The sequence below is a fragment of the Bacillus sp. PPSBB_11 genome, from assembly GCF_038023285.1.
Classification (GTDB): domain Bacteria; phylum Bacillota; class Bacilli; order Bacillales; family Bacillaceae; genus Bacillus; species Bacillus altitudinis.
The window spans coordinates 2369991-2396848 of record NZ_CP150633.1 but is presented as its reverse complement, the minus strand read 5'-3'; the positions used below and the strand labels follow the sequence as shown (position 1 = coordinate 2396848).

The window sequence follows — 26858 nt, the reverse complement described above, 5'->3', positions numbered from 1 at the left end:
CGGCGCTCTTCTTCTCCATATAGTAAAGAAGGAAAACCACCAAAGCATTTGATATGATAAGACCAGAACTTATGTCAGGGAGCTGGAGCAAGTGTATATTATCGCACATAGAGGGTCATCAAGCGCCGCCCCAGAAAATACAATCGCTGCGTTTGATGTAGCTGTCGAGCAAGGAGCAGATTATATTGAATTAGACGTACAAATGACAATGGATCAGCACGTCGTCGTCATCCATGATGATACCGTTGATCGAACGACGAACGGAAACGGATTAGTCAAAAGCTATACACTTGATCAGTTGAAAAAACTGGACGCAGGAAGCTGGTTTGACCAACAGTATACGAATGAACGAATTCCAACATTACAAGAAATTCTTGAAAGATACAGTCAGCGGATTGGGATATTGATCGAGATCAAACACCCAAAACGGCAGATAGGAATCGAAAAGGCCGTTGCCCGCATCATCAATCGGTTTTCCTATTCTCGTCATATCATCATTCAATCTTTTGATGTTCATGCACTGCAAAGAATCAAAGCATTCGCCCCTTCTCTTCGCACAGCTTTGATTATAAAGCCTGATGCATTTAAACTAACGAAACGAAAGTTAACGACATACAGCTCGTTTGCAAATTGTCTTAATATGAAGAAAACGATGATCAATAGATGGTGGATAGACCGCATCCACACATTCGGGATGGATGTGTTTATATGGACTGTAAAAGATCAAAAAACAGCGGATCGAATCAAAAAATACCCAATTGATGGTGTGGTAACGGATAACCCGCTATTTTTTCAAAAGGAGAAATGATGCAGATGAAAACTTATTTCGCCGTTTTTATCGGTGGATTGATTGGTACACTTTGCAGATATGAACTAAGCCAAACTGTCATCAGCCAGACATTCCCCTATGCAACGATGATTGAAAACATTTCTGGCAGCCTGCTTCTTGGTTTTGCGACAGGATACTTTCTATTTCAGAAAGCAAAAAAAGATCTTGCAGCTTTGATTGGAACAGGGTTTTGCGGCGGGTTTACGACCATGTCCACCTTTTCTAAAGAGACAGTTCTTCTGTTACAGGCAGGGCAGTTCAATTTAAGTATGATGTACATCCTGCTCTCAGTCATTGCTGGAGTAGCCGCTGCTTTAGCTGGCCTGATCCTTGCTGAACGGCTCTTTCATCAAAATAAGCAGCAGAAAGGAAGCAGATAAATGATTGTTTTTTATACAGCTGTAGCTGGAGGGATCGGCAGTGCATGTCGTTTCTTCATCAGCCAAACAATCCAGAAAACTCCATCCCATGCCCTTTTCCCGTACAGTATTATTTGCATTAATTTATTAGGTGCAGCCGGTTTAGGTTTTCTCACAGGCGCTGTAACGTCCAATCCTCCACTGCTAGTGATCATAGGAACCGGTTTTTTTGGCGGCTTTACCACATTCTCTACGTTTAGTGTAGAATCTGCGACGATGCTGATGCAGCGTCAAATAGGAAAGCTTGCTGCCTATTTACTTGTGACAATTATCGGCTCTTTATGCATTTTTGCGGTGTTTTATCAAATAGGACAACTTCTGTTTTAAATATCTGTGATGGCAGCTAGGCTGATGAGCAGTTGATCCATCAGCTGGCGCTTCATTAAAAATAGTGTCTTCTCACTATAGCCGATTTCGATTGCACATTTTGCCATGCGCCAATCTCGAAAATACTTATAATCAATGAGCTTCTGCTCTATTTCATCCAATTCTTTTAAAGCCGTTTCAATACAAGCAACAATCAGTTCATACTGACTTTTCTGCTCTTCTAATTTTTGACGTGCCATATGATGATGTTGGAGAGAACTTCGCTTTTCAAGCTGTCTTTCAATATTTAAAATGGCCGCTTGATAGTTCTTGAAATTTTTTAAATGAAACTCAATACGTTTCATTGAGGTTTTTTTCTCCGTGATACTTGCTGTTTCATACCAGAGCATGTCCATCCTCCTTTTACGAACGTTTGTTCTTATTATATACGAACATACATTCTTAAAAAAGAGACTAAATACCTAAAAAAACCTTGAGCTTATTTTTCGCTCAAGGTCATTTCATTTACTAACAGTGGCTCTTTTATATCAAGCCCTGTTCGTGTATTTTCTTTTTCTGATGATGTGACGCCTTTTTTCAGGTCGATCTTTTTCACATAGCGTCCATCCATCTCCAAGACCTTCATCCGAATATCATCAAGATAAATGGATTGTCCTTCTCGGATATCAATGTTCTCATTTAAGATTAGCCCGCCTATCGTATCAATTTCTTCATCATGATATGACATTTCGATCAAATCTTGAACTTCCTCTAATCTCACTTTTCCATCTAATATATAATGATGCTCCGCTCTCTTTTGAATGACCGGCTGCTCATCTTCATCGAATTCATCTCGAATGTCTCCAACAATCTCTTCTAAGATATCCTCCGTTGTGACAAGTCCAGATGTCCCGCCATATTCATCCGTTAAAATCGCCATATGCATTCGATCGCGCTGCATTTTGACGAGAAGCTCTTGAATTGGAATCGTGTCAATCACTTCAATCACTGGATAAATATAATCTTGAAGCTTCAGTTGATCTTTTTCTCCTTGATACACAATATCTGCAAAGAGCTGCTTTTTGTTGAGCATGCCAATGACATGGTCTTTATCCCCTGAAAACACTGGGAAGCGTGTGTACTTTTCCTTTGTCATGATCGCAAGTATTTCGTCTAACGGCATATCTTCTGGAATCGCACAAATTTCTCTTCGCGGTATCATAATTTCTCTTGCGATTCGATTATCAAAATCGAATATCTTGTTCATATAATTATACTCTGATGAGTTGATTTCCCCATTTTTTAAGCTTTCAGATAATAAAATCTTTAATTCCTCTTCGGAATGGGAATGTTCTTTTTCAGACCCCATATCGATGCCCATCATTTTCGTTAGTACACGGGCTGACCCGTTCAACACATAAATAAAAGGGTACATAAGGATATAAAATGCATGCAGCGGTCCTGACAGCCAAAGCGTCATTTTTTCTGCCTTTTGTATGGCAAGTGTTTTTGGTGCAAGCTCGCCAACAACTACATGCAAAAAGGTAATAATAGAGAACGCAAGTGTTGCTGAGATCAGGCTGATTGCTGAATCAGGAATGTTTGTCAAACCAAAACCTCGAACCAAAAGTTCTTTTACTGCCGGTTTACCGATCCACCCTAAACCAAGGGATGTCACTGTAATACCGAGCTGGCAGGCTGACAAATATTCATCTAGCCTTGATGTCACCTTTTTCGCCATGATAGCCTTTTTGGACCCTTCGGCAACAAGCTGATTAATTCTTGAACTTCTCACCTTTACAATGGCAAATTCAGATGCAACAAAGAAAGCTGTTAAAGCAATCAAAACTCCGACTATACTCAGATTAACAATATCGTCCATTTAACCTTGCTCTTTCTTAGAAGAACAAGGAGTCACCTCCTGATTGATGATGTTATCTTTTGCAAAACGGTTAACTGATTAAATAAGACTACTTTGAGGGCCCCACTTAACCACCTCCGGTTCACGTAAAATCCGTCTCTCTACATATATATGAAACGGTATTCATTTTATCTTACCATAAATAATCTGAAAATTCCTGTATCGCTACAGTATTTTAAAGATGACAACCTAAATTGATGGAAATGCCCTTTGTTTCTTCATATTGGCAGGAAATCTGAACAATTATCTTGTATTTCAGACTCGAATTATATTAAACTATTTTCATAAACTATAACGTGACGGTTAGGAGGAGATGTTCAGATGGGGCTGAGAAAAAGTATCGTATTGGTGAACTAGCACAGATTGCACAGGTGACGAAACGAACTGTAGATTATTATACGAATCTAGGGTTGCTTGCGCCTGTTAGATCTTGCTCTAATTATCGTTATTACGATGAACATGCTTTAAAACGATTACAATTAATCGTTCTTTGCAAACAGCAGAGATTGGCTCTTTCTGACATCAAATCCAGATTAGATGAACAATTCCCTTCTCAAAAGGAAGATCCTGATGAACTTGTCCATTTAACCTCAGATATCGATCGGATGAATGAGCATATGGACCGCATTTTGGCACGTTGTAAGCAGCTTCAGCCAGAACAACGTGAAAAACTAAAAGAGCAGCTTACTCCTGAAAAAATGACGGCTGTCCAATCATTTTTACTGCTGTTAAGTTAAAATTTTTACTAAACAGGAGGTGTTACCTTCGTTCTCAAAGTCAGAACGAAGGCCTTAATTGGACATAGTGAATTTACTCATAGTTGCTTTACTTATAGCTTTAACCGCGTTTTTCGTTGCATCGGAGTTTGCGATCATTCGCTTAAGAAGCTCAAGAATTGATCAATTAATTGCAGAAGGTAATAAAACAGCAGTTGCTGTCAAGCACGTCACCACTCATCTTGATGAGTACTTATCGGCATGTCAGCTTGGTATCACCATTACCGCCCTTGGGATTGGTTGGTTAGGGGAAGAAACAATTGCGCACATGCTTGCTCCACTATTTGTAGAGCTGTCCATTCCTCAATCAGCTAGTTCTATTGTCACTTTTATTATTGCGTTTAGTATTATGACGTTTTTACACGTCGTGGTTGGAGAGCTTGCACCGAAAACACTCGCCATTCAAAAGGCTGAGCAAGTGTCCCTTCTATTTGCTAGACCGCTTATGATATTTTATAAAGTGATGTTTCCGTTCATTTGGGTGTTAAATGGATCTGCTCGTTTATTAACGAAAGCATTTGGTCTTCAACAAGTATCTGAGCATGACATGGCGCACTCTGAAGAAGAATTGCGGATTATTTTATCTGAGAGCTATAAGAGCGGCGAGATTAACCAGTCTGAATTCAAATATGTGAATAAAATTTTTGAATTTGATGACCGTCTGGCGAAAGAAATTATGATTCCTCGTACCGAAGTTGTCAGCTTCCCGCATGATATTACGATTGAGGAAATGCTGAAAGTGACCAAGGTCGAGAAATATACACGTTATCCAATTGAAGATGGCGATAAAGACAACATCATCGGTGTTGTGAATATTAAAGAAGTACTCACTGCATGTATTAGTGGTGAATGTTCCACAAGTGATACGATCGAACATTTTGTAAACCCAATTATTCATGTAATTGAAACGGTTCCTGTTCATGATCTACTGCTTAAAATGCAGCGTGAGCGTGTACACATGGCCATTTTATCAGATGAATATGGCGGTACAGCAGGACTTGTGACAGTTGAAGACATCCTTGAAGAAATCGTCGGTGAAATTCGTGATGAATTCGATATTGATGAAATCAACGAAGTGCGTAAACTGGGAGAAGACCACTATATCTTTGATGGAAAGGTTCTTGTGGATCAAGTCAACCTGCTACTAGGTATTCAGCTTGATAACGAAGAAGTCGACACAATCGGCGGCTGGTTCCTTACACAAAAATATGAAGTCGAGAAAAATGACGCGATTCGTGAACAAGGCTATGAATTTATCATTAATGAAGTCGATGGACACCATGTGGCATACATCGAAGTCAAAAAACTAAACGAACAACTATTAGAAGCAGCTGAAGAAGGCGCTTCTTAAGAAAAAAAACGACCCTTGCCTTAGCAAGTGGTCGTTTTCTTTATCCCTTTTCGATTAACTTAGCTTCAAGTTCTTTGATTCTTGTGTTTAATACTTCTGTCATCGCACCTAATCTTTCTTTTGGCGGCAGATGATCAAATTCAGACAGCTCAATCGGTTCACCAATAATTAAGCGCATTTTCCCCTTCTTAAAAAGGCTTTTTGCATTAGAAGGTCCTTTGTACGCTGCTGGTACAATTGGTGATTTGCCGAGCTGCGCAATCGTAACGGCCCCTCTTTTTAAAGGAACATCTTCTGTTGTACGTGTTCCGCTTGGAAAAATCCCAACGATTTTCCCCTCTTTTAATAATTTAATGGGCGTTTTAATACTGCTTGGCCCAGGATTCTCTCGATCAACTGGAAAAGCATGAATCTTCTTTAAAAATCCGCCGATCCATTTATTTGCAAACAATTCTTTTTTCGCCATGTAGTGGATCTCAAACGGAAGAATTCCTGCGCCTAATGCAAGAACATCCACAAAACCCTCATGCGTACAAGCAATGACAAACCCCCGGTCTGTTGGCAGATTTTCTTTTTGATATACTTTGATTCCGCCTCGGAGAGCAAAAAATGCTTTGACGGTATAGCCTGAAAATTTATACATAGTGCACTTCCTTTGTTTGAAGAATGAAGGATTTGTTTCTATTATAACAAATTTTTTATTACCTGGTACTAAAAATTTTCTCCTGCTGATAAAATAGAGACGGTTCACTAAAATCATCTTTTCACTTAAGATGACCGCTCCTTCTGTATTCAAGTATGTGTTTTTAGGAGAGAATAGAGGAAGAAATGTGTCCAAAATTGTCGTTTTTTGAGTTTTTTTCCTGATTTGTTCTATTGAAAATACTTTATAAATGATGCAAATTTCGCTATGATAAGGAGAAATGATTTTGATTCGGCGAAAGAGATGAGTAATGTACGGCCTATGAGAAGTTTCGTGCAACTTTATGCCTTTCTTATGCGTGTATAACATAGAGGGGAGAAAAATCAGTGACGATCGATGAAATTTATCAAATGTATATGAACGATGTTTACAGGTTTCTGCTCTCCATGACAAAAGACAAACATTTGGCAGAGGACTTATTGCAGGAAACCTTTATGCGTGCTTATATACATATTCATTCCTACGACCATAGCAAAGTGAAACCTTGGTTATTTCAGGTGGCACGAAATGCTTTTATTGATTATGTCAGGAAACATAAAAAAGAAGTGACCATATCGGATGATCTCATTGGCGGCCTTTTACAAACGTCTGTACAAAGTCCTGCTGAACAGATTGAAATAAAAGAAGTCCTCAACATGTATTTGGAGCAGCTTCCAGATAACTACAAGGAAGCGTTGACATTGTATTATTTAAAAGAACTGAATTACAAAGAAGCATCCAAGGTCATGAATATTACTGAAGCAAATTTTAAAAGTGTTTTATTTCGTGCAAGGCAGCGCCTAAAAGCACTATATAACAGAGGTGTTAATGATGAATGAAGAGTTTAATAAGCGATGGGAACAATATAATAATGGCGAGATGAACGAGGAAGAAATGATGGCGTTTGAAGAAGAGCTCGAAGAAAATGAAAAACGCTTAAGCCAAGAACTGAATGACTCAGATTGGACAGACTTCTCCATCAGTCCTGAAAAACAAAAAGCCATTTTACAATACGGAAAAAGAAAATCCTATTTACGTATTTCTGTGCTTGCTGTTATATCTACACTGATTATTTTACCGCTTTGTACACTAGGTAGTTATCTATACTACGGCGTTGGCGGAGCAGACAGTAAAGGCAATCATTTTATGGAAACGGCCGCTGTAACAGTCGCCCTAACAAAACCGAATGTCGCCATTGATATGAAGGATTTAAAAGGGCAAGTCAAACTGTTTGGTATGAACACAGAACTTAAGCTGCAAAAACAAATTGGCAATAAAACAGAAGCCATCGGTAGTGAACAAATCGAAATGTTTTTCGATAAATTAAAGCAGCCTACGATCTCTTATTATGGCGACAGCGCACGTAATACGGAGGATTTCTTTACGCACCCTTCGTCTCAGGCAGATACATCTAAAAAACAAACACTCACTACTCTAGACAAGCTACCTGAAGGAACAGTGAGTGAAGTGTATGTATCCTATGACAAAGCATACACACCGAAAGACGTGTATTCATTTGCTAAAAAATATGATATGAAAGTGCTTTGGAATGCGATAAAAACAGAAGATTCATTAAGTGGAAATCAGCGTCCAATCGGTTTTCCCGGGAAAGACTCTGAATTTTTAAAAGAGCTTCAGCACACATCAAAAACAGAGGTTGATCAGTTCAAAGATGCCCTCGCCTATGTCAACCAGCATCCATCCTGGGCAAAAACGATCTCTGGCAGACCTGAACTTGACCTCTCTAACAGAATACGCTACATCAATCAAAATGGTGTCACGGTTTACGGTTCTGTTGTCACAGGTCCTTCTAAAGAAATAGAGAAATTTGTGAAGACAAAACGCATTAAAACGGCCAAAGTGAGCGAGGTGGAATTATGGAATTGGTAAGAATTTTTAAAGAGCATAATGTGTTTGGCTGGATTTCGGTCGGCACCGCTATTTTATCGCTGCTCATGCTGAACCTCGCCATTATTAGCAATGTGACATTTTATTCGTTTCAAATGCTTCCTTTTGCAATGGCCGCAGTTCCATTCGGTGTGATTGAACTGTTCATTAAAAAAGGCCGCACTGGACCAGGTTTCCTAGGCGTCGTTCTGAATATTTTTGTCATCGTTTGTGTCTATGCGATCGTCTCCATTGATGTCGATCTTCAATTAGGTTTTTAATACTAAGAAGCCAGTCATACTTGACTGGCTTTTTCTGTACACTCTTATTTTTTGTTTAATTCGGAGTGCTTTCTTGAATATAAGAAATAGACAACAAGCCCAATGGCAAGCCAGATTAAGAAACGAACAAATGTGATGGTGCCAAGCTTATAAATGAGCAGTCCGCAAGATAGAATAGCCAAGATTGGAATGAACGGGACTGCGGGGCATCTGAATGCTCTCGGCAAATCAGGCTGTGTTTTTCTCATGACAATGACAGCAACTGAAATCAAAATGAAAGCTGAAAGTGTTCCGATGTTCACTAGACTTGCCAGCTCATCAAGCGGAATGAATCCACCCATTAATGCTGACAATGTTCCAAAGAAAAGAGTATTGATATAAGGTGTTTTATGTTTTGGATGAACCTTTGAAAGAACCTTTGGTACCAAGCCATCACGAGACATGGCAAACATGACACGTGTTTGGCCGTACAGCATGACAAGCATGACCGTGGTCATCCCTAAAATCGCCCCAACATCTACAATACCCGCCACCCAATTTTGACCGGCTACTTGTAAAACAAGAGACACTGGATGGGATACTCCCTCAAAGTTCATAAATGGAACAATGCCTGTCATGATGGCACTGACTACCACATACAACATGGTACAAATCAATAAGGAAGTGATGATTCCTCTTGGCAAGTTGCGGGATGGATTTTTTGTTTCCTCTGCCGCAGAAGCAACTGCATCAAATCCGATAAATGCAAAGAATACGAGAGCTGCTGCACTTAACACGCCTGAAGTTCCAAAAGGAACGAATGGTGTCCAGTTTTCAGGTTTTACATATTTCACAGCGACTAAAATAAAGAGCAGAATCACCGCAATTTTCATAATGACCATAATGTTGTTGACTCGTTTTGATTCTTTAATACCGAAGTAAAGCAAGAAGGTGATGATCATTAAAATAATAAATGCAGGAAGATTAAAATATGTCACTTGACCCTTTAAACCACCTGGTGCTGCTGTTAATTCAACCGGTATATGAATCCCTATCCCATTTAAAAACGACACAAAGTAGCCTGACCAGCCTGCTGAAACGGCACTAGCGGCTAGCATATATTCTAATATCAAATCCCAGCCAATGATAAACGCTAAAAATTCTCCCATAGATGCGTACGTAAATGTATAAACAGATCCTGATACTGGCACTGTGGAAGCGAATTCCGCATATGACAATGCCGCAAATAAACATGCAAGACCTGCAATCACAAATGATAAAACAAGTCCTGGTCCTGCTGTGACGGCGCCTGTACCTGTCAGAACAAATATCCCTGTACCGATAATCGCACCAATACCAAGCATCGTTAAGTCAAATGAACCTAATTCCTTTCTTAACGCTTTTTCCCCTTGTGTTGCCGCAATTAGCTCTGAAATGCTCTTCTTTCTAAACAACGAATTGCTCATACCATCACTCCCAAAACTTAGTATCCGTCTAAAGACGCCACCACTTCGTAATTCACTTTATTTTCTGAATATTTAGATTTAATTTAGCGCAATAAATTAGTGGCGTAAAATTATTATATATGAAAATTAAAAAATGAAAACACTTTTTTTCGAAATAGAGTGAAAATTCTTATTTATTAACAAAATATTTGTCAATCATCAGGGTAGATTTTCTTCAATCTTTATTCAAATCATAGCTTGGCTTCTTCTATTTATTATACAACATACAAAATTATACTTTTTTGATATAATTTTTATAAAGTGAAAATAAAATTATTCTTTTGATAACTTGTCTTCACTTTTGCTTATTTAAAAGCCTTTAGACTCATAGAGAGCTATGATAAAGGACTGATTTAGCTGCGCAAACGATATACAAAAAAAGAGACTGCCTAGTAAGCAGTCTCTTAAGATCCATTATTAGTTTACAAATGTCTTTGCGCCAAGGTAAATTGGCTTCCAATAGCTTGAAGTCATATCGCTGATCGTCACACCATCAGAAGCAGCGTGGATAAACTTGTTGTTCCCAAGGTAGACACCCATGTGAGATGGGCCAGATTTATAGGTTGTAAAGAAGACAAAATCTCCAACTTTAGGTGTTGAGACGCTTTTCATTGATCCCCAAAAACCTTCAGTCGTTTGTCTTGAAATCTTTGTTTGTTTGTTAATGATATACCACATAAAACCGCTGCAATCAAAGCCTTTCGGTGTCGTTCCACCCCATTTATATGGTGTACCGTTTTGTGCTTTCGCATCTGCTACGAGTTTAGACGTGTTTAAAGAAGAAGTAGCAACTGTTTTTTCTTTGACAGGTGTTGGTTTCACTTTGGATGTCTTTTTCACTTTCAGCTTTTGTCCAATTTTAATCAGATCTGTTTTGAGTTTATTTAACGATTTCAGCTCTTTCACTGTCATTCCATATTTTTTGCCGATTTTAGATAAAGTATCACCTTTGACAACTTTATGAGTGACTGTCGTTGAAGACGCTTTTACTTTTGTTGTTGTTTTTGATGTTTTCGTTACCTTTTTTGAAGAAGTACCATTCACTTTTAAGGTTTGTCCAACATAAATCGTGTTAGATTTCAGTTTATTGTCTGATTTAATCTTACTCACGGTTGTTTTGTATTTTTTCGCTAGAACAGAAAGAGAGTCACCTTTTTGAACCTTTACTGATTGTGCTGAGGCAGCTCCGGCAAATAATGTCGTCCCAAGTAGAACTGCACTTGCAACTGTGATCAATTGTTTTTTCATTTGTTCCTCCTGTATGTATCTATCGTGATCCGAATTTTTATCTACTTTCTATTATAAGGATCGAATACCAGAAGAAATAGTCTTGACTTCCTACGACATTATGCTTATTAATTCGGCAAAAATGTTTTTTTTTTAGGGTTCTTTTTATTTCATTTTTATTACACAATCATGACAAAACAAATGCATCTTGTCATAGATAAATCATACATTCATTTCTCTTTTTGGTTCATTCTATGTAAAGTGGACCTTTACAATTTTAAAGTGAACTTTACGGTGCTGTCATTTGGAATCCACACTTCTGCTCTACCATTGTAAACGTGAGAGCGATACATAAACAATGAGGAGGCAAAATGAATGAGTGTGTTGAAAAGCTCGAAAACGAAAATAGCTGCAATCGCAACCGCATCAGTGTTATCGATTGGTATTTTTTCAGGAATTGAATTTGGACAGGCTGACAAAGCTGAGGCTAAAAAGAAACCAAAAAATGACGTACAAAATGTGATCGTGCTCATTGGAGATGGCATGGGAACACCTTACCTTTCAACTTACCGCTCATTTAAACACAACGGTGATCTTTCCAAGCAAACAGCGTTTGACCCTTACCTCACTGGCATGCATAAAACATACCCTGATGATTCTAAAAGTAACATTACTGATTCAGCAGCAGCTGGTACAGCCATGGCAACCGGTCAAAAAACATACAACAACGCCATTGGTGTAAACAAAAATGGCAAAAAACTAAAAACAGTATTAGAAGAAGCAAAACGCAAAGGAAAGTCTACTGGTCTCGTCGTCACATCTGAATTAACCAATGCGACACCTGCTGCGTATGCCGCTCACGATGTGTCTAGAAAAAACACAGCAGCCATTGCTGATGATTTCTTCGATGAGAAAATTGGCAAACAGCATACAGTCGATGTCATGCTTGGCGGAGGACTGATCGATTTTGTCCGCAAAGATCGTGATTTGACGAAAGAATTTCAAAAAGCAGGCTATCGTTACGTAACCAATAAAGCTGACTTACAAAAAAACAAACAGCAAAAATTGTTAGGCATTTTTGCTGACGGCGGTCTCGATAAAGCAATTGATCGCGATAAAACGACTCCTTCCTTGCAAGACATGACATCCTCAGCCATCAAACAGCTGTCTAAAAACAAAAAAGGGTTTTTCCTCATGGTTGAAGGCAGTCAAATTGACTGGGCTGGACATGACCACGATATTGTCAGTGCGATGAGTGAGATGAAGGATTTTGAAAAAGCATTTGAAGAAGCCATTCGTTTCGCAAAAAAGGATAAAAACACATTAGTCATCACGACCGCAGATCATTCAACTGGCGGTCTTTCCTTCGGGGCAGACGGCTCGGGCAGCTGGGATTATCAGCCTGTCAAAGCAGCAAAAAAGACACCTGATTTCATTGCAAACAAAATTGTAGAGGGTATGACGGTCGAGACTGCGCTCAAACAATACATCGACCTTGATTTCACAAAAGAGGAAATCGCCTCTATTCAAAAGGCAGCTGAAACAAAAGATCCTGTTCAAATTGATGATGCCATCGAAAAAGTCATCAATACAAGGTCTCATACAGGCTGGACCACATCAGGTCATACAGGGGATGAAGTACCATTTTATGCTTATGGACCAACAAGCGAGCAGCTAAAAGGACTCATGGAAAATACAGATCAAGCGAAACACATTTTCAAACTGCTGAAAAACCAATAAAGTGCTAATCACAAAAAAAGATGTCTAGTCGTAGACATCTTTTTTGATCATTAAGTGAGATACTTCCTATGAACCCCTTTTCCATCGTATGAAAACATCACTTCTTTTCCTTCAAGAACTGACTCGATATGCACACTTCTTCCCCATAGCTGATGCAAATATGGAAGTACCTTTTCTAAGTATTTGAGATCGAGCTCAATGCCTTCATACCAATGTTTAATATAGAGTTCATTGTTTTTTAAATAGTCACCATCGATGACTGTCAAATACGGAAAGCCGCCATTGACCCTCATGCTGACTAGCTGATCACGGACTGCCTTCCATTCTTTATCAATGACTTTATAGTCTCTCCCCTGCTTTTGAAACAAGTACAAATCTTCCCTCATCACAAGGTCTTTCGTTAAGTAATTTCGAATAAAAGAAATGTCTGATTCAATTTCTCGCACTTCAAACATTTTGCTGCGACCGGACCCTTCCGTCACTCCTGCTTTTTTTAATTCCTCGCATGGATGATCGTAGCGCTCTTCAATATCTTCAAAAATCTTCAGCCCTAAATAGTAAGGATTGATTCCTGTCTTAGATGGCTGCACGACACCTGCATTTAATTTGGCAAATTCAATCGATTCACTTGAATCTAAATCAAGTTCACGCATAATCCGCTGGTGCCAATACGATGCCCAGCCTTCATTCATGATTTTCGTTTCTAGCTGTGGCCAAAAATAGAGCATTTCCTCTCTCAGCATCGTCAGCACATCCCGCTGCCAAGGCTCTAGCTCCCGGGAGTGTGCCTCGATAAAGAGCAAAATATCTTTTTCTGGCTTTGGGGGGAATTGCTTGATCGTTTTCTTTTTCTCACGTGTTTTCGGTTCATCCATTCCCCACAAATCATCATATGGCGTTTGACGTTTTGGTTTGTCCTCTTCATATTCATCTTCATCGTCGAGATTCCAGCTTAATTTTGAACGAACAAGCGACGGATCAATATGCTCCTGCAATGCCAATACAGCATCTAAAAAGGACTCGACTTCTTTTGTACCGTGGATATGTTCATATTCTTTAATTCGCTCTGCTGCCGCTGACATACTTTCCACCATATCTCGTTTTGTGTTTTGGAAACGGCAGTTGTTTTTAAAGAAATCGCAGTGTGCCAAGACATGAGCCACAATTAGTTTATTTTGAACAAGCGAATTGTTATCAAGGAGAAAGGCATAGCAAGGATTTGAATTAATCACCAGCTCATAAATTTTGCTTAATCCTAAATCATAATGAAGCTTCATTTTGTGAAATTGCTTTCCAAAGCTCCAGTGGCTAAATCGTGTTGGCATGCCATATGCACCGAATGTATAAATAATCTCCGCGGGACAGATTTCATACCTCATCGGATAAAAATCCAGACCAAATCCTTCTGCAATTTCTGTAATTTCATCAATGGCTCGTTGTAAAAGACGCTTTTCAGATACGCTCAAGGAAACCATCCCTCCTCATCGGACTTATCCCTAATATATGAGCGTACCTAATAAAACATGATGTTCAGCCAGTTGTTTAGACGACTTCCATCTCTTTCATGGACTGCCCGCCGAACGCTTCAAAATGGATATTCTTTTCCGGGATGTCCATCGCTTTTAGAATAAGGATCATCTCTTGAGTAAATGCGGGAGAACCGCAAACATAAAATTGGCCTTTTCCTTCACCAATGACTGATTGAAGGAAAGGTCGGTCAATCCGCGTAGCCACCTTCTCAACCAGCTCACTCTTTCCACTCTTTTCAAATTGTTCGTTACAAAGGATAATACGCCCCTCTGGAGATGAAGTGAGAACGTGTTCATACTCTTGTTCAAAAGCGGTTACATCCTCTAGTCTGTCTGCATGAATCATCGTGAATGGCTGATTGTTATGCGACGCTGTTTTCACTAGACCAATCATTGGTGTGACACCAGAACCGGCACTAATCAAATAAACAGGTTCTTTTGTATCATCTTGCAAACAGAACATTCCCTGCGGCATACTGACGTGAAGAACATCGCCTTCTCTCATTTCATCATGCAGGAATGTGGAGACATGCCCATCTCGTTTCACGGTGATGCGATAGTAAGATGGGTGATATTGATCTGATAAACTGTATTGTCTGCTGCATACATAGGCTTCACCCGGCATATCTACCTGCACCGTAATGTATTGACCAGCTTCATACATTGGTAGCTCAGATTCATCCTCTGGTACGAAATAAAAGGAAATGAGTGATGGAGATTCTTGTTTCTTTTTCTTCAGAATAAACGGTTTGACATCTGCCCATCCACCAGTTTGTTTCACATTTTCAGCCATCATTTCTGCCTCAATGGTGATGAATATATTCGCAATGATGTCATATGCAGCCTTCCAAGCCAACAATGTGTCATCTTCCTCTGATAACCCAAATACCTCTTTCATTGCTTCAAGAAGGTGATATCCGACGATTGGGTACTGCTCTTTTTTCACCATGACACTGACATGCTTATGGGCAATTTGTTTCACAGCAGGTAACAAGTCTGCCAAGCGATCAATGTGCAGTGCAGCTTGATAGAGTGTTGCGGCAAGCGCCTCTGGCTGGCTTCCATTCATGAGATTTGTTTTATTAAACTGATTGAGTAGCTCTGGGTGCTGTCTAATCATATTTTGATAAAAAACAGTCACAAGTTTTGTTCCCTCAGCTTTTAGAAGAGGGGCTGATTGTTTTATGGCATTCATTTGATCTGTGGATAACATCGTTATTCCTTCTTTCAAAAGATGTATTTTAAATACATCTTTATCGTAACGGATGACAGCTTATAAAAGCAATATTTAAAATGCATGTTTTAAATGTTGTCACATTTAGTACTTTCTCGAACAGTTTTTGTCTAAAATGTGTTACGATGATACAAAACTCTATTAGGTTTAGAGGTCGTCCAAATGAAACTTACGAATTATACAGATTTCTCATTAAGGGTACTCATTTATTTAGCTTCGAGAGAAAACAATGAACTGTCAAATATTCAGCAAATTGCCGATATTTATGGCATTTCGAAAAATCACCTGACAAAGGTCATTTACCATCTAGGAAAACGTGGTTATGTAGAAACGATCCGCGGAAGAAATGGTGGGATTAGGCTGGGGAAAAGCCCAGAAAGCATTAATATTGGTGAGGTTGTCCGCTATACAGAGGATGATTTAGTCATGGTTGAATGCTTTGATCCGAAGAAAAACAGCTGTATTATCTCCCCGATTTGTTCATTAAAGCACGTACTTCATGAAGCACTCACTGCTTATTTACGCGTTCTTGACCAATACACATTAAATGATTTAACACAAAACAAAGATGCTCTAAGAGAGCTTCTGCTCTAAGGCGAAAGAATTTATTTCTTTCGTCTTTTTCTTTACCTCTTTGTAATAATAATTTATTTAAAATTATTATAAATAAATATTGACTATCATGTTTGATTCAATATAATTAGGGTATATAGATTGCTAGAAACCATTTTTGTTTACAGGAGGAGAAAAAGAATGACAAATTCTAATCATAAAAATTTGACGACGAATCAAGGCGTGCCAGTTGGCGATAATCAAAACTCAAGAACTGCTGGTCACAGAGGGCCTTCATTTCTTGATGATTACCATTTGATTGAAAAACTTGCACACTTTGACCGTGAACGTATTCCAGAGCGTGTTGTTCATGCAAGAGGCGCTGGCGCTTATGGTGTGTTTGAAGTAGAAAATAGCATGGAGAAACATACAAGAGCAGCTTTCTTAAGTGAAGAAGGAAAACAAACAGATGTTTTTGTCCGTTTCTCAACGGTTATTCACCCTAAAGGTTCACCTGAAACATTACGTGACCCTCGTGGTTTCGCTGTCAAATTTTATACAGAAGAAGGCAACTATGATCTAGTTGGGAACAACTTGCCGATCTTCTTCATTCGTGATGCACTCAAATTCCCTGACATGGTTCACTCTCTTAAGCCAGATCCTGTAACCAACATTCAAGATCCTGACCGTTATTGGGATTTTATGACGTTAACACCTGAATCCACTCACATGCTCACATGGCTCTTCTCTGACGAAGGTATTCCTGCGAACTACGCTGAAATGCGCGGTTCTGGTGTTCATACGTTTAGATGGGTAAACAAATACGGAGAAACAAAATATGTGAAATACCACTGGAGACCATCAGAAGGCATTCGCAATTTATCGATGGAAGAAGCTGCAGAAATTCAAGCAAACGACTTCCAGCATGCGACAAGAGACTTGTATGATCGTATTGAAAAAGGAAATTATCCAGCATGGGATCTTTACGTTCAGCTTATGCCGCTCAGTGATTATGATGAACTAGATTATGATCCATGTGATCCGACGAAGACGTGGAGCGAGGAAGATTATCCGCTGCAAAAAGTGGGCCGCATGACACTGAACCGCAATCCAGAAAATTTCTTTGCTGAAACAGAGCAATCTGCTTTCACGCCAAGTGCCCTAGTACCAGGAATTGAAGCATCTGAAGACAAACTGCTTCAAGGTCGTCTGTTCTCTTATCCTGACACGCAGCGTCACCGCCTAGGTGCAAACTACATGCGCATCCCAGTGAACTGTCCTTATGCGCCTGTACACAATAACCAACAGGATGGCTTTATGACTACAACTCGTCCAAGCGGTCATATCAACTATGAACCAAACCGTTATGAAGATCAGCCAAAAGAAAACCCTCACTACAAAGAAAGTGAACCAGTTCTTCATGGTGACCGTATGGTGAGACAAAAAATTGAAAAACCAAATGATTTCAAACAAGCTGGAGAAAAATATCGAAGCTACTCTGAAGAAGAGAAACAAGCATTGATCAAAAACCTGACAGCTGACTTGAAAGACGTAAATGAAAAAACAAAATTACTTGCGATCTGCAACTTCTATCGTGCAGATGAAGATTATGGACAGCGTTTAGCGGATTCACTCGGTGTGGATATTCGTTCATATCTTCAAGGAAGCATGAAATAGATCTTCTTTTCAGCTGGAGCACCTCTTTTTAAAAGAGGTGCTTTTTTATAGCCGAAATATGTTAATACTAATCAAATGACCCGTCACTGGATGAAAATAAATTTCTGCATGTGCTGGAAATCGTGTGGAGCCTTCCTTCACGGTCACGCGAAACACATCTTTTGTTTGATCTTCATTCACTTGTGTACGTCCAATGTAATGATAATCGTTTAAAGCGGCGCCTTCATATTCATCTTGCAAGGCAGTATACGCAAGTCTTTCCCAATTCTCTGCCGGCTGCACAGCTGCTTGTGAAGATGGATGAACCATGAGACTGCCAAATAAAACAATTCCTGCTGCAAAAAGCATCCATAATTTCGGGTGCATAATATCAATATTCTCACTTTCATGTCTATTTTGTTTAGGTTTTGCTGGTTGGTTCTTTTTCATACATCAAGCATTTATTCAGCCTATAATTCCCGGTACCCAGTTTATGCAGACACCAACTTTTCCCCTGAAAAAGTCGACCTGATCCGAGCAAACTAATGAGGACTTCTCAAGGGAAAGGAGAAGGTTTAATGAATGTGGCAGATTATGATAAGGCACTTTATTATACGCATCGCTCGCAATGGGATAATTTACTTATTCTTATGGTCCGTACGCAAGATGATTTGCTCTCGAAACGTATTGAGCATTTCTTACATGCGTATCAATTTAACCGGAACGATGCAGATGTTGAAAAATGTTTATATGGACTCCTGCAGTATATCGACCATGCTTCAGAAGCTGCCGTTGCTGAAGCATATGCTGAACCAATGTACACATAAAGGAAAAGGTTGATTTTCGATTGTTGACAAAGGGCTAAAATGAACTTTATTTTAGCTCTTTGTTTTCTTTTCAGCCTTTTACTAACCGCCTTTCATAAAGAAGAAAAGACTTCACGAGAGAATACTCATGAAGTCTTTTGGAATGTCCACCATGACTGTTTACAACAGCTCTTTCGGCTGATTTTTTTGATAATCTACCGCATATAGAGCGGCCTGAGTTCGATCTGCCAGCTCTAACTTTGATAACACATGAGACACGTGAGTTTTCACAGTCTTTTCAGAAATAAAAAGCGATGAGGCAATTTCTTTGTTACTTTTCCCTTTTGCGATTTCAAATAAGACATCACGTTCTCTATTGGTCAGTTCGTTCATCAATGCCCATTTCTGCTCTTTAGGTTCAGTTAGATGCTGGACGAGAAACGTCGTAATATGACCGTCTAATTGATACGTACCATTTTGCACCTCAATCATTGTCGTGAGAAGCTTTTCAGGTGCTACATCCTTGAGCTGATAAGCCTTCGCTCCCGCTTGGATAGCAGGGATCACATAGTCCTTATCTGCATAGCTTGTCAGAATGACAATGCGGACATCCGGCATATCCAGCGTCATTTGCTTTGTCGCCTCAATTCCATTCATTACAGGCATAGAGAGATCCATCAAGACAATGTCAGGCTTTGTTTGCCTCACTACCTGTAGTGCCTCTTCTCCATTGGATGCTTCACCAACGATTTCTACATCTGGCTGAGTTTGCAAGAAAAAGACCAGCCCTTTTCTGACAATATGATGATCATCTGCAATGACTACCCTCATGACAACCCCTTCCTTTCTTGAGAAAATGGGACTTTAACATGAATCGTGGTTCCTTTCCCTAGCTCAGAGTTGATACAAAATGTACCTCCCACCCTACGAATACGTTTAGCCATCCCTTTCAATCCAAGTGAAGGAAGACTCATTTGTTCATCATACTGAAATCCCTTTCCCTGATCGATGATTTTCATACCAAACGTGTCTCCTGATTGCTCCAGTTTGACCTCTACTTTCTCAACACCCGCATGCTTTTGGCAATTATTGAGAGCTTCTTGGCATACGCGAAATAAGGTCTCGTGCTTTGAATGATCTATTTCCATACAGCCTGATAAAGACAATGAACAATTTAGACCTAAAAGCTGTGCATACTCTTCAATCGCTGTCGTAAATCCTTTTTCAAGTCCTTTTGGTCTTAACTGCCAGATGAGTGAGCGCATTTCAATGAGGGCATCTTGTGATAAATGCTGAATAAAATCAATCATTTCACCTAATTTTTGATCACTTGTCATTTGACGCGCTGCCTTTGCAGTCAAACTCACGGAAAACAGCATTTGATTCACAGAATCATGTAAATCCTGCGCAAGCCGGTTTCGTTCTTCTAGCAGTGCATGCTGCTGCTCATTTTGCACAAGCTTCATACGCTGAATAGCCGTACCAATTTGCAGTGCAATACTTTCAAGCAGATTCAGCTCCTCCTGTGTAAATGTGACCTTCCCTTTTGCCGCCACATTTAATAAGCCAAACGTACGCTTACATGCTTGGAGAGGAACGGTTGCATGATGGGTAATTCCTTCTGTATCTCCAAGCTTTTGCTCAATCGCCGTTTCAATCCGTTTACAATTGATGATATTGGTCGCTGATTGCAGTGAGCCTTTTGTGTAGCGGTTGATGCAATAGCAATCGTTTTGACACATCAATTGCTTTCGATCCTTTGCCAGTGCTTCAGGTAAGCATACTTCTGCCATTAGTTCATACGATCCGTCTTCTTCTATAAAATAAATCCATGCTGTTTGAAAGCCTGTCACTTCCATAAGCATATGAAGCACTTCATGAAGCGTTTCCTTCATTTCCATCCCTTCATTTAGCTTTTCAGCAATTTCTTTTAACGTTTTTAATGTTTTGACTTTTTCTTGGTAATCTCCCATCGTGTGTACCCCCGGCTTTTACTGCCTCTCTGATCAATATGTTGATTATACCATGAGCATCTGTGCGGCTCTTTCTCAAAAAGGATGATTTTTTCTCATCCTTTTGACTGAGAAAAAGCCATCATGCATGACATGATGGCTTTGTGATGTTTTATTTAGCTGTTTCTTCCACAATGTCATAGACGACTTTCATGACTTCTTCTGATAAGTGTTTCAGCTTTTCTTCGCTGTCAGTTAACGATGTGCCTTTGACTGCAATATAAAATTTGACTTTAGGCTCCGTACCAGAAGGTCGTAAACAAAACCATGAGCCATCTTCAAGGAAATATTTCAGGACGTTTGATGCCGGCAGATGAATCGTTTCTTCTTTCTTTTCAGCTACAAGGTGCCTTTGACTTGATTGATAATCCTCAATGACCGTAATGCGCTGACCAGCGATAGAAGCTGGCGGGTTTGATCTAAAGGTATGAAGAATAGCAGAAATCTGCTCCGCTCCTACTTTCCCCTTTAAGGTTAATGACTTTAACCCTTCTCTGTAAAATCCAAATTCCTTAAAAATATCAACAAGAGCATCGTATAATGACTTGCCTTGTTTTTTATAAAAGGCTGCGACTTCAACTGCTAATAACGCCGCTTGAACTGCATCTTTATCTCGTGCAAAATCACCGATCAAATAGCCGTAGCTTTCTTCATAGCCAAATTGAAACGTGTATTCTCCGCTTTCTTCAAACTGCTTGATTTTTTCTCCGATAAATTTAAAGCCAGTGAGCGTATCAATCGTGTCAGCTCCAAATGCTGAGGCAACAGCACGCCCAAGCTCACTTGTCACAATCGTTTTCATCACAACGGGGCGAGGCGGCAGCTGACCTAGTTTTTGTTTTTCAGATAATAAATAATGAAGTAGTAAGGCGCCTGTTTGGTTACCGGTCAAAACGGTAAATTCACCATCATGATTTTTCACAGCGATACCTAATCGATCTGCATCTGGATCTGTCGCAATCAACATATCAGCATTTTGCTTTTCGCCAAGCTTGATGGCGTATTCAAAAGCGGCATGCTCCTCTGGATTTGGAGACGTAACCGTCGAGAATTGCGGATCTGGTTTTTCCTGTTCAGGTACAACCGTCACATGCTTATAACCAAAGGCCTGAAGTCCGTTTCGGACAGGTTTATTCGCCGTCCCATGAAGCGGGGTAAACACCACTTTGACATCGACTTCTTTTGCAAGCTCAGGGTGCACACGAATCGTTTTTAATTTTTCCATATACGCTTGATCGATTTCTTCACCAATCATGCGGATCAAACCATTTTGCTTCAATACTTCTTCTGATTCCACTGAAATGGCTAATTCATTTTCGATGGCATCTACTTCTTTAATGACTTGATCTGCTTCAAATGGGGGCATTTGGCCTCCATCTTCTCCATAAACTTTATAGCCATTATATTCTGGCGGATTGTGACTTGCTGTCACAACAATCCCTGCAAAGGCATTCAGTTCTCGAACTGCAAAAGAGAGTTCTGGTGTCGGACGCAGTTCGTCAAATACGTATGTTTGAATGCCATGTGAAGCAAGTGTTTTGGCCGCTTCCATTGCAAATTCAGGAGATTTATGGCGTGAATCATAGGCAATGGCGACACCTCTTTTTTTTGCATTCTCTCCATGTGCTGCAATATACGCAGCAAGACCAGCAGATGCTTTTCGAACAGTGTAAACATTCATTCGGTTCGTTCCAGCACCAATTTCTCCGCGCATTCCTCCAGTACCAAACTCAAGATTTTTGTAGAAGCAGTCTTCAAGCGCTTGATGATCATCTTGATGTGCCTCCAGCCATTCCCTTAGTTCAGTATCCAGGTGCTTCTCATTGATCCAACGCTCATAATTCGTATTCCAACTCATGGTCGTCCTCCCAGCTCTTATCATCAATAAAATAACATCTACTGTTATTTTATATGGAATTATCCTTCATGTCATGTTATATCATGAACATATGAAAAAACGATGAACAAAATAAAAAAAGCCGATACACGATCGGCTTTTTACTTATTCAGCATCAAGCGGTACGACTGCTTCATGGAATAGTCGGTCTAATTCAGTTTGATGTTTCTGTTTTGTCGCTTCATCCCAGCCAAAACGATCTGCCATATAGTCAACAACAGGCTGTGCATACGTTTTTGCCCAATTGATATTAAATAATAGGCTGCCTGTTCTTCTCAAGAAGAAATCGACAGGTGTTACAGCCAATTCTTCTTCGATCGCATAGACAAGTTCAGCCAACACATATGCGGGAATGTTTCGTTTGTCTGCTTCCCCTTGAAGCTGCTCCACACGCTTGAAGACATTGCTGACGTTTGAGCCATATTTCTCAGCTAATTTTTGTGCAATCGGTTCTGTCAAACCAACGGATGCTCCTTCTGCCGTTTTCGCTTGAACAAAGGATGCCATATTTTTTGAACCGCCTACATGCCCGCCTGAAATTGGCATATGTTTCGTTTTACATGGTCCGAAATCTTTTCCAGTTTCCTCTTTCAGTCCATCACGTACAAGATTCACAATATGTTCAGCCATTTTACGGTAACCTGTTAATTTACCGCCAGCAATCGTGATTAAGCCTGAAGATGATGTCCATACCTCATCCTTACGAGAAATTTCTGAAGGATCTTTGCCTTCTTCATGAATGAGTGGACGAAGACCAGCCCAGTTAGATTCAACGTCTTTCTCTGTAATATGAAGATCTGGGAACATATATTGAATGGCTTTGATCACGTAATCACGATCTGCTTTTGTCATACGCGGATGTTCCAGCTGTTTTTTGTATACGGTATCTGTTGTTCCCACGTACGTTTTTCCTTCTCTTGGAATGGCAAAGACCATTCGTTTATCAGGTGTGTCAAAGTAGATTGCTTGTTTTAATGGGAAAACAGATTGATCAAATACTAAGTGAATTCCTTTTGTATGCTGTAAATGTTTCCCCTCTTTTGAGTGGTCCTTGTCTCTTAGCTGATCGACCCATGGACCTGTCGCATTGACGATTTTTTTCGCATATACATCGTATGTTTTCTGTGTTGTGACATCTTCAATGACAACACCGACAACTTTGCCTTTATCATAAATAAATTCTTTTACTTTCGCATAGTTGACCGCTTCTGCCCCGAATTTCACAGCCTCTTTCATGACTTCAATTGTCAGGCGTGCATCATCTGTACGGTATTCAACATAGTAGCCCCCGCCTTTTAAGCCATCCTTTTTCACAAGTGGTTCTTTTGCAAGTGTCTCTTTTGCACTTAGCATACTTCTGCGTTCACTATGCTTAACGCCAGCTAAAAAGTCATATACTCTAAGTCCGATTGAAGTTGAAAACTTACCGAATGTCCCGCCTTTATGCATCGGAAGAAGCATCCATTCTGGCGTTGTCACATGAGGACCGTTTTCGTATACGATGGCACGCTCTTTACCGACCTCTGCGACCATTTTCACTTCAAATTGTTTTAAATAACGAAGTCCACCGTGCACTAGTTTCGTTGAGCGGCTAGACGTACCCGCTGCGAAATCCTGCATTTCCGCAAGACCGACACGCATTCCGCGTGAAGCCGCATCAAGTGCTGTACCAGCGCCAGTAATACCCCCACCAATGATAAACACATCATATGGTTTTTTTGTCATGTCCTGAAGCATTTGTTCTCTTTCTAAGCTAGAAAAAGTCATCTCTTGTTCCTCCCATGTTGTACGGTAAAGAAAAAGAGACCGCAAACACCCAAAGCGTATTTCTACACTTCGGTGCTTGCGGTCTCTCCAGTTCTCCAACCGTTCTATTAACTTACTTGAAGTATACCATACTTTTTGTTTATTTGAAAGCTTGAGCTGCTTTTACAGCCTTTTTCCACCCGCTGTATAACGAGTCACGGCTGTCTTCTTCCATTTTAGGTTCAAAGCGCTTGTCAAGGTTCCATTGTTTTGCAATGTCTGAACGGTCGTTCCAGAAGCCAACTGCTATTCCCGCAAGATAGGCCGCACCGAGTGCCGTCGTTTCATTAATTTCTGGACGTTCTACTGGTACATCGAGCAAATCACTTTGGAAGCCCATTAAGAAATCATTCTTTACAGCCCCGCCATCGACGCGCAATGTTTTAAGTGAGATGTTTGAATCTTTTTCCATCGCATCTAAAACATCTTTCGTTTGATAAGCAAGTGATTCTAACGTTGCACGAACAAAGTGCTCTTTAGAAGTACCGCGTGTTAAACCGAATACAGCGCCTCGGACATCACTATCCCAATATGGTGTGCCTAAACCAACGAATGCTGGTACGACATATACGCCGTCTGTTGACTCAACGCGCTCAGCATAAGCTTCACTGTCTTTTGAGTCTTTAAACATTCTAAGTCCATCACGCAGCCACTGGATCGCTGAGCCAGCAACGAAAATACTTCCTTCTAAAGCATATTCAACTTTGCCGTCAATGCCCCATGCAATCGTCGTTAACAATCCATGATCCGACTTAATTGCTTTTTCCCCTGTATTCATCAACATGAAACATCCTGTACCATATGTGTTCTTTGCCATTCCTTCTTCAAAGCAAGCCTGACCGAATAACGCAGACTGCTGATCTCCTGCCGCTCCTGCAATTGGAATATTTTTACCGAAGAAGTGATAGTCTGTTGTTTCACCATAAATGTGTGATGATGGTTTGACGTCTGGCAGCATGGAAGCTGGAACACCTAAGATATCAAGTAGTTCTTCATCCCATTTCAGATCGTAAATATTGAACATTAACGTTCTTGATGCATTTGAATAATCTGTTACGTGTGATTGACCGCCAGTCATTTTCCAAATGAGCCATGTATCAATTGTGCCAAACAGCAAGTCACCATTTTCTGCTTTCTCACGAGCACCTTCTACATTGTCTAAAATCCATTTCACTTTAGTGCCTGAGAAATAAGCATCAATGAGTAGACCCGTTTTATTTCTAAACGTTTCATCGTGCCCTTGCGCTTTTAGCTCATCACATATACCAGATGTTTGTCGTGACTGCCAAACAATTGCATTGTAAACAGGTGCGCCTGTATGTTTATCCCAAACAACAGCTGTCTCACGCTGGTTCGTAATTCCGATACCGGCGATTTGATCTGCTTCAATTCCTGATTCGATTAAAGCAGTTGAAATAACTGATAGAACAGAGCTCCAAATTTCATTTGCATTGTGTTCTACCCAGCCTGGGTTCGGAAAATATTGATTGAATTCCTTCTGAGCTGTATGTGCAATTTTACCTTCTTGATCAAATAAGATCGCTCTTGAGCTTGTTGTCCCTTGATCTAATGCGAGAATATATTTTTCTTTTGCCATGGTGTTTTCCTCCCCTTACATACTTTCATTGACAGCATTTGTCTGGTTTTTCGTAGAAACATAGAGTCCTAACAATACCACAACTAAAATAACGCTTACAATCCAAAAGGCTGGTGTGACGTTCGCTTTAAAGGCTGCATTATAGAAAACACCGCCAAATGCACCGCCCAAAATTGGACCAACAACAGGAACCCAAGCATATTTCCAATTTGATGGACCTTTACCTGGAATCGGCAGAATGGCATGTGCGATTCTTGGACCTAAATCACGTGCAGGGTTAATTGCGTAACCAGTTGTACCACCTAATGAAAGACCAATCGCAACAATTAAGAAACCAACAATCAACGGATTGACTCCGTCTGCAAATTTATTTGCACCAATCGCTAAAATTCCTACCACCAATACAAATGTACCAATGACTTCACTGAGCACGTTTGCAAAAGTATGCGGAATCGCAGGACCAGTTGAGAATACGCCTAGTTTTGCACCTGGATCGTCTGTCGCTTTCCAGTGCGGTAAGTAATGTAAGAAGACAATAATAGCTCCGAGTAATGCGCCAAGCATTTGACCGACAATATACATTGGAACATCAGCCCAAGGAAAACTTCCTTCTAATGCTAGACCTATTGTCAGCGCCGGGTTTAAATGTGCACCGCTGATTCCTCCAGTGGCATAAGCTGCAATCGCTACTGCAAATCCCCATCCGAAAGCGATTACAATCCAACCGGACTGATAAGCAAGCGATTTCTTTAAACTGACTGCCGCACACACACCGCCTCCAAAAATAATCAGAAGCATTGTACCAACGACTTCACCCCAAAATGGTGTCATGAAAAATTCCTCCTCTGGTTCAGTTGCCATCCCCT

26 protein-coding genes are annotated in these 26858 nt (G+C 40.1%); 12 read left to right on the top strand and 14 right to left on the bottom strand.

Translation table 11 applies throughout. From position 1 onward, the window contains the following. Positions 1 to 91 precede the first annotated feature (91 nt). From V7L95_RS11715 to crcB (V7L95_RS11705), 3 genes are read left to right on the top strand one after another with little or no spacing between them, the layout of a single operon-like run. Positions 92 to 808, top strand: a complete 717-nt coding sequence (locus tag V7L95_RS11715) for a glycerophosphodiester phosphodiesterase family protein (RefSeq protein ID WP_138825463.1) — start codon at positions 92 to 94, stop codon at positions 806 to 808. Further along, entirely contained in the window at positions 808 to 1209 is a 402-nt protein-coding gene (gene crcB, locus V7L95_RS11710) for a fluoride efflux transporter CrcB (protein WP_060780926.1), read from the top strand. The genes V7L95_RS11715 and crcB (V7L95_RS11710) overlap by 1 nt, the downstream gene beginning before the upstream one ends. Continuing rightward, positions 1210 to 1575, top strand: coding sequence for a fluoride efflux transporter CrcB (gene crcB, locus V7L95_RS11705; RefSeq protein ID WP_340966471.1), 366 nt, complete (start codon positions 1210 to 1212; stop codon positions 1573 to 1575). Here crcB (V7L95_RS11705) and V7L95_RS11700 read toward each other — a convergent pair. Together V7L95_RS11700 and V7L95_RS11695 are read right to left on the bottom strand one after the other, a co-directional pair. Further along, positions 1572 to 1964 carry a transcriptional regulator gene (locus tag V7L95_RS11700; RefSeq protein ID WP_212047087.1) on the bottom strand — a complete coding sequence of 131 codons (393 nt, stop codon included), beginning with the start codon at positions 1962 to 1964 and terminating at the stop codon, positions 1572 to 1574. The two genes, crcB (V7L95_RS11705) and V7L95_RS11700, sit on opposite strands and share 4 nt — an antisense overlap. Before the next feature lie 89 nt (positions 1965 to 2053). Further along, a complete protein-coding gene (locus V7L95_RS11695) occupies positions 2054 to 3436 on the bottom strand; it encodes a hemolysin family protein (RefSeq protein ID WP_017360343.1) in 1383 nt (460 codons plus the stop codon). A gap of 335 nt (positions 3437 to 3771) precedes the next feature. On the opposite strand from V7L95_RS11695, the gene V7L95_RS11690 reads away from it, so the two are divergent. Both V7L95_RS11690 and V7L95_RS11685 read left to right on the top strand, forming a co-directional pair. After that, positions 3772 to 4212 (top strand): MerR family transcriptional regulator, encoded by a 441-nt coding sequence (locus V7L95_RS11690; RefSeq protein ID WP_008348973.1) that lies wholly within the window; start codon positions 3772 to 3774, stop codon positions 4210 to 4212. 58 nt (positions 4213 to 4270) lie between these two features. Then, a complete protein-coding gene (locus tag V7L95_RS11685) occupies positions 4271 to 5602 on the top strand; it encodes a hemolysin family protein (protein ID WP_008348975.1) in 1332 nt (443 codons plus the stop codon). A 40-nt stretch (positions 5603 to 5642) separates the two neighbouring features. Here V7L95_RS11685 and V7L95_RS11680 read toward each other — a convergent pair whose 3' ends face one another. Then, a complete protein-coding gene (locus V7L95_RS11680; protein ID WP_017360344.1) occupies positions 5643 to 6245 on the bottom strand; it encodes a 1-acyl-sn-glycerol-3-phosphate acyltransferase in 603 nt (200 codons plus the stop codon). A gap of 386 nt (positions 6246 to 6631) precedes the next feature. Here V7L95_RS11680 and V7L95_RS11675 point away from each other — a divergent pair, with 386 nt between their 5' ends. From V7L95_RS11675 to V7L95_RS11665, 3 genes are read left to right on the top strand one after another with little or no spacing between them, the layout of a single operon-like run. After that, entirely contained in the window at positions 6632 to 7123 is a 492-nt protein-coding gene (locus V7L95_RS11675; protein WP_008348979.1) for a sigma-70 family RNA polymerase sigma factor, read from the top strand. After that, on the top strand, positions 7116 to 8174 hold the full coding sequence (locus V7L95_RS11670) for an anti-sigma factor (protein ID WP_024719964.1): 1059 nt from the start codon (positions 7116 to 7118) through the stop codon (positions 8172 to 8174). The genes V7L95_RS11675 and V7L95_RS11670 overlap by 8 nt, the downstream gene beginning before the upstream one ends. Beyond that, positions 8162 to 8452 carry a hypothetical protein gene (locus V7L95_RS11665; RefSeq protein WP_008348984.1) on the top strand — a complete coding sequence of 97 codons (291 nt, stop codon included), beginning with the start codon at positions 8162 to 8164 and terminating at the stop codon, positions 8450 to 8452. The genes V7L95_RS11670 and V7L95_RS11665 overlap by 13 nt, the downstream gene beginning before the upstream one ends. Positions 8453 to 8496: 44 nt before the next feature. On the opposite strand, the gene V7L95_RS11660 is transcribed toward V7L95_RS11665, so the two are convergent. Further along, positions 8497 to 9897, bottom strand: a complete 1401-nt coding sequence (locus V7L95_RS11660) for an amino acid permease (RefSeq protein ID WP_025207016.1) — start codon at positions 9895 to 9897, stop codon at positions 8497 to 8499. A 456-nt stretch (positions 9898 to 10353) separates the two neighbouring features. Further along, on the bottom strand, positions 10354 to 11184 hold the full coding sequence (locus tag V7L95_RS11655) for a LysM peptidoglycan-binding domain-containing protein (RefSeq protein WP_340966463.1): 831 nt from the start codon (positions 11182 to 11184) through the stop codon (positions 10354 to 10356). Positions 11185 to 11538: 354 nt separating this feature from the next. On the opposite strand from V7L95_RS11655, the gene V7L95_RS11650 reads away from it, so the two are divergent. After that, complete coding sequence (locus V7L95_RS11650) at positions 11539 to 12903, top strand: alkaline phosphatase (RefSeq protein WP_340966461.1); 1365 nt, start codon at positions 11539 to 11541, stop codon at positions 12901 to 12903. Between the two features lie 50 nt (positions 12904 to 12953). Here V7L95_RS11650 and V7L95_RS11645 read toward each other — a convergent pair whose 3' ends face one another. Continuing rightward, positions 12954 to 14369: a SpoVR family protein gene (locus V7L95_RS11645; RefSeq protein WP_046527365.1), complete on the bottom strand. Its 1416-nt coding sequence runs from the start codon at positions 14367 to 14369 to the stop codon at positions 12954 to 12956. 76 nt (positions 14370 to 14445) lie between these two features. After that, positions 14446 to 15645: a globin domain-containing protein gene (locus V7L95_RS11640; RefSeq protein ID WP_340966457.1), complete on the bottom strand. Its 1200-nt coding sequence runs from the start codon at positions 15643 to 15645 to the stop codon at positions 14446 to 14448. Positions 15646 to 15828: 183 nt separating this feature from the next. Here V7L95_RS11640 and V7L95_RS11635 point away from each other — a divergent pair, with 183 nt between their 5' ends. Continuing rightward, positions 15829 to 16260: an Rrf2 family transcriptional regulator gene (locus V7L95_RS11635; RefSeq protein WP_041507532.1), complete on the top strand. Its 432-nt coding sequence runs from the start codon at positions 15829 to 15831 to the stop codon at positions 16258 to 16260. A gap of 159 nt (positions 16261 to 16419) precedes the next feature. Further along, on the top strand, positions 16420 to 17895 hold the full coding sequence (locus tag V7L95_RS11630) for a catalase (protein WP_017360350.1): 1476 nt from the start codon (positions 16420 to 16422) through the stop codon (positions 17893 to 17895). A gap of 45 nt (positions 17896 to 17940) precedes the next feature. Here V7L95_RS11630 and V7L95_RS11625 read toward each other — a convergent pair whose 3' ends face one another. Next, positions 17941 to 18204, bottom strand: coding sequence for a YqzG/YhdC family protein (locus V7L95_RS11625; protein WP_340969031.1), 264 nt, complete (start codon positions 18202 to 18204; stop codon positions 17941 to 17943). A gap of 248 nt (positions 18205 to 18452) precedes the next feature. Here V7L95_RS11625 and V7L95_RS11620 point away from each other — a divergent pair, with 248 nt between their 5' ends. After that, positions 18453 to 18701 (top strand): YhdB family protein, encoded by a 249-nt coding sequence (locus V7L95_RS11620; RefSeq protein WP_008349000.1) that lies wholly within the window; start codon positions 18453 to 18455, stop codon positions 18699 to 18701. 159 nt (positions 18702 to 18860) lie between these two features. Here V7L95_RS11620 and V7L95_RS11615 read toward each other — a convergent pair whose 3' ends face one another. The 6 genes from V7L95_RS11615 to V7L95_RS11590 all read right to left on the bottom strand — a co-directional run bounded on the left by V7L95_RS11615 (position 18861) and on the right by V7L95_RS11590 (position 26823). Continuing rightward, on the bottom strand, positions 18861 to 19511 hold the full coding sequence (locus V7L95_RS11615) for a response regulator transcription factor (protein WP_340966453.1): 651 nt from the start codon (positions 19509 to 19511) through the stop codon (positions 18861 to 18863). Continuing rightward, positions 19508 to 20653 (bottom strand): GAF domain-containing sensor histidine kinase, encoded by a 1146-nt coding sequence (locus V7L95_RS11610; RefSeq protein WP_340966451.1) that lies wholly within the window; start codon positions 20651 to 20653, stop codon positions 19508 to 19510. Before V7L95_RS11610 ends, V7L95_RS11615 begins: the two co-directional genes overlap by 4 nt. Positions 20654 to 20804: 151 nt before the next feature. After that, complete coding sequence (locus V7L95_RS11605; protein WP_206116101.1) at positions 20805 to 22550, bottom strand: phospho-sugar mutase; 1746 nt, start codon at positions 22548 to 22550, stop codon at positions 20805 to 20807. A 144-nt stretch (positions 22551 to 22694) separates the two neighbouring features. After that, the gene (glpD, locus tag V7L95_RS11600; protein ID WP_039169256.1) at positions 22695 to 24356 is read right to left on the bottom strand and encodes a glycerol-3-phosphate dehydrogenase; all 1662 of its coding nucleotides are present in this window, start codon (positions 24354 to 24356) and stop codon (positions 22695 to 22697) included. A 139-nt stretch (positions 24357 to 24495) separates the two neighbouring features. Next, on the bottom strand, positions 24496 to 25992 hold the full coding sequence (gene glpK / locus V7L95_RS11595; protein WP_007497075.1) for a glycerol kinase GlpK: 1497 nt from the start codon (positions 25990 to 25992) through the stop codon (positions 24496 to 24498). Between the two features lie 15 nt (positions 25993 to 26007). Next, entirely contained in the window at positions 26008 to 26823 is an 816-nt protein-coding gene (locus tag V7L95_RS11590; protein ID WP_008349011.1) for an MIP/aquaporin family protein, read from the bottom strand. Positions 26824 to 26858: the final 35 nt, after the last annotated feature.